The following is a 3,735-nucleotide window of genomic DNA, read 5'->3' on the forward strand; positions in this document are numbered from 1 at the left end:
CCCGCCGTCCGGTCCACGCCGAATGCGTGCTGGGTTGCCCGGCCGAGATCGCGCAGCGCGCCGCGACCGGTATGGCCGCGATCTTCGAGGGCGTCGACGCGGAACGCGGGAACAACATGCTGACCGATTCGCTGGCCGAGTTGACGGTACTGAAGCGGGCCGACCCAGGCGACGACATCACCACGCGCATGCTCCGGCACCCATCCGGGCTGAACGACACCGAGATGGTCCACCAGCTGGGCACGCTCTACGGCGCGGGCATCGAGCCGCAGCAGAACCTGATCGTCAACACCTTGCTGCTTATTCTCACCGACGAACGGTTCGGCGGCAGCGTGCTCGGTGGCAGTCTGTCGACCCGGGACGCGCTCGACGAGGTGCTGTTCAACGACCCGCCGATGGCCAACACCTGCTTCAGCTTCCCGAAGCAGCCGATCCTGATCGAGGGCGTCTGGTTGCCCGCCCATCAGCCGGTCGTGATCAGTGTGGCCGCCTGCAACACCGATCCGGCGATCCGCGCCGAGGGCTACGCAGGCAACCGCGCCCATCTCGCGTTCGGCGGCGGGCCGCACGCCTGCCCGGCGAACGCGCTGGCTTACCTGATCGCCCAGGACGCGATCGACCAACTGCTCGACGCGCTGCCGGAGCTACGTCTCGCGGTGCCGGTCGACCAGCTGACCTGGCGTCCGGGCCCCTTCCATCGAGCGCTGACCGCCCTGCCGGTGGTCTTCCCGCAATCGCCACCGCTGATGTAGTCAGGGAAGTGGTGACGGCGCTCATCAGCTATTGAACTGAAACTTCTTGGTTGCCTTGCTCGTTGATGGTTGTGTGAGTGATCAGGACGCGCGGCGGTTGTCGCCCGCTGCGCAGGAGGTGGTGCGGTTGCGGGTGGTGGCCGCGCTGGTGTCGGAGCGTGTACGCAGCTACGGTGAGGCGGCGGAGGTGTTCGGTGTCTGGCGGCGGTCGGTGGGCACGTGGTGGCGTCGGTACCGGGCCGGCGGGCGGGAAGCGCTTGCCGCGCCGGTGAAATCCCGGACCGGCCGGGATGAGCTGATGAGGGCCGCCGATCGTGCGGTGTTGTTCGCCGCGATGGCCGACTACACCCTGAGGAGTTGTTGATCGGCGGTCCGTTGTGGACCCGCGCCCTGGTCGCCGAGCTGATCCGCATGGTGGTCGGGGGTAGTGATGACCGAGCAGGGAGTGGGCAAATGGCTGCGCCGTCACGGGTGATCTGACGCCGATCGGGATGTAGCGTCTTCTGAATGCGGCGGCATGGGAAGTCGATGGGGTGCGTGATGACGCGCGGGCGTACGCGGTCGAGCATCGACTGGCGCGGCCGACCGCTGACCAGCTATGGGGTCATCGTCGAGACCGTCGCCGCGACAACCACGAGGGCTGGGTTGACCATCGGCGCCGACCTGGACACCAGCAGCTACCCCTCGGCGGCACCGTCACCCCCGCCGAGTTCCACACCCTGCCAATCACACCCGACGCCTTCCACGGCGACTGGATGGACGGAGCTCCGTCGAGCTGGACCTTGGATTCTCTCGCCGCCGCCCTGCGCGCTGAAGGCATTGTTGTGGGCCGTAGTCAAGTACGCAGAATCCTGGTGGCAGAGGATGTTCGATGGCGTCGGCCACGGTCTTGGACAACGAGCAAGGATCCGTACTTCGTCCCAAAAGAACCCATATCGTCGGTCTCTACACGCAGCCACCCGCGGGCGCCACGGTAGTCTGCGCCGACGAACTCGGCCCGGTCTCGCCCCGCACCTTCGCCCCGGCACCGGGCTGGTCGGTCGACGGGCACCGGATCAAGGCGCCCCTGGAATACTCCCGAGGCCCGGACAGGGTCTGGGTATATGGATCGATCCGAGTCCGTGACGGGCACGCCGTCACACTCACCGCATCCTCCCGCAACAGCGTCAACTATCAGCGGTTCCTGGAACTGGTCGAACAGGCCAATCCGGTCGGCGACATCCACGTGATCACCGACAACCTCTCCAGTCACCACAGCAAATCCACCCGCGAATGGCTCGCCGACCATACCGGATCAAACACGCCTTCATCCCCGTCGGCGCCTGCTGGCTCAACCTGCAAGAGCACTGGTGGCGGATCTTCCGCCGCGAAGCCCTCGCCGGCCAGACCTTCGCCGACGCGACCGAAATCGACCACGCCACCCGCCAAGCCACCACCGCGCTCAACGCCCGCGCACGACCTTGGATCTGGGGACGCCCCCCACCGAAACCGAGAAGCCTGCGCCGCCGTTTTACATACCACCTTTGAGGAACCCAGCACTAATGGGTGTCCCGTGTTGTTGAGCGGCAGGCGGTATCGTGTTCGCGTGGCGGTTATCTCAGCGGTCGATCCGGTGATGGTGGAGTTGTTCAGCGGTCTGCGGCCACGCAAGTTCGCCCGCCTGATTGCCTACGCCACCGACGAGCTCACCCACCACCCCCGACCGGTTCGACCCGGCGCTGACCGAGGTCGGCTTCACCCCCGTCGATCTCGCTGCCTGACCGGCTCGGCACAGCGACAGGAACTCGATGGGCGGGTCGGGCGATGGTGCGATCATCGCGAAAATGCTGGAGGCAGCCAGGCGCGTCGCCGACGCGATCGTCGGCAAAGCCGCACCACGAATCAACGAAACTCACCAGCAATTCCCGCGCAGCATACGTGAGGGCCTCGAGCGGGTCACGCACAAAGACGAGCAGCTTGCATCCAAACTCCACAGGATCGGCCCGGCCGCGCGCACCGATCGCGATACCGCCGCCGGACACCCAGGATCCGATGCGGGTGCGTGGCGACCGGTCCACGGGCCGGACCCGACCGCTGAGGACGGATTTGTGGACCTGCCCATCGAGGAACAGATACGCCGGCTGGAGCAAGCGCACGGCATCCACACCGCCGCCCAGCGGGCACTCGAAATGAGCCTGTTCATGGAGGACAAGTTCCGCGACATCGCTCTCATCTCCCGACAGACGCGGCCGGAAACAATCTTCGACGGGCCCGAGGGGTGGGCGAGCTGGCTCGATGCCCGACTGTTCGCGCGGCGCAACCTCCATCGCGAGATGTCGGTGGACCTCATGGCGGAAATCCACCGCAGGGTGCAAATCCGGCACAGTCCGGAGCTTGCCGGGCAGATGGGAGTGGTAGGGAAGTGGGGGGCAGCCATCTTGTCGCGGCCATTGTCACGCAGCGAGTTGGCAGCCATCGAGGAGAACCCGTTACTCACCCATGTGCCGGGGCCGTTCCGTACCGAACCCCACGGAGTCGTATTTCAGCCCAAGGTCGAGGGCCGGCCCGGCGCGCATGTCGTGCGTTGGCTGGACGCACCGCCCACGAAAGAAGAGCTGGCCGCAATCAGAGACGATCCGTTGAGGGCATACCATCCACCAGAAGGGTTGGTCATCGATGTCGGCACACCCAAACCCCCCGAACACGGTATGATCGTCTACCCGAATTTCGGCGGCGTGCAGGGTACGCGCGAGTTCTACGAGCCGTTGTGCGACTGGTACAACAACGCGAGGAGGCAACCGGGATACGACCCGTATCAGGTTGCCGCCGAGTTTCAGAAACAGCTCATTTCCGCGCACGCCTGGCAGGGCGACTTTCATGGCCGGCATTCGCGGGTCCTGATGAATTTCGGGTTGGAGCAGGCGGGCAGGCCGCCGAGCGCCGTCGCCGAGTTCGACCACGACATGTTGACGTCGTCGTCGCAGTGGGCCGATGAGGTCAAGGC

General features: G+C 65.9%; 4 protein-coding genes and 3 pseudogenes. 6 read left to right on the forward strand and 1 reads right to left on the reverse strand.

Translation table 11 applies throughout. From position 1 onward, the window contains the following. From ACWEO7_RS38530 to ACWEO7_RS38550, 5 genes and pseudogenes are all read left to right on the forward strand, one after another. Positions 1-752, forward strand: a pseudogene (locus tag ACWEO7_RS38530) (cytochrome P450); the annotation flags it as partial. 73 nt (positions 753-825) lie between these two features. Continuing rightward, positions 826-1,116: a helix-turn-helix domain-containing protein gene (locus tag ACWEO7_RS38535; RefSeq protein ID WP_452430677.1), complete on the forward strand. Its 291-nt coding sequence runs from the start codon at positions 826-828 to the stop codon at positions 1,114-1,116. 206 nt (positions 1,117-1,322) lie between these two features. Further along, positions 1,323-1,507: pseudogene (locus tag ACWEO7_RS38540) on the forward strand (ISAzo13-like element transposase-related protein); the annotation flags it as partial. Between the two features lie 116 nt (positions 1,508-1,623). Then, positions 1,624-1,980, forward strand: a pseudogene (locus tag ACWEO7_RS38545) (hypothetical protein); the annotation flags it as partial. Between the two features lie 44 nt (positions 1,981-2,024). After that, the gene (locus tag ACWEO7_RS38550) at positions 2,025-2,279 is read left to right on the forward strand and encodes a hypothetical protein (protein ID WP_452430681.1); all 255 of its coding nucleotides are present in this window, start codon (positions 2,025-2,027) and stop codon (positions 2,277-2,279) included. Between the two features lie 70 nt (positions 2,280-2,349). Here ACWEO7_RS38550 and ACWEO7_RS38555 read toward each other — a convergent pair whose 3' ends face one another. After that, positions 2,350-2,568 (reverse strand): hypothetical protein, encoded by a 219-nt coding sequence (locus ACWEO7_RS38555; protein WP_452430683.1) that lies wholly within the window; start codon positions 2,566-2,568, stop codon positions 2,350-2,352. 7 nt (positions 2,569-2,575) lie between these two features. On the opposite strand from ACWEO7_RS38555, the gene ACWEO7_RS38560 reads away from it, so the two are divergent. After that, on the forward strand, positions 2,576-3,735 hold a 1,160-nt coding region (locus ACWEO7_RS38560; RefSeq protein ID WP_452430679.1), incomplete at its 3' end, for a hypothetical protein.

It is taken from the genome of Nocardia sp. NPDC004260 (genome assembly GCF_053603155.1).

What these genes read in the sequence shown, in the direction of transcription:
- ACWEO7_RS38550 (WP_452430681.1), top strand. Translation starts at nt 2,025, where the DNA reads ATGGCTCGCCGACCATACCGGATCAAACACGCCTTCATCCCCGTCGGC.
- ACWEO7_RS38555 (WP_452430683.1), bottom strand. Translation starts at nt 2,568, where the DNA reads ATGATCGCACCATCGCCCGACCCGCCCATCGAGTTCCTGTCGCTGTGC.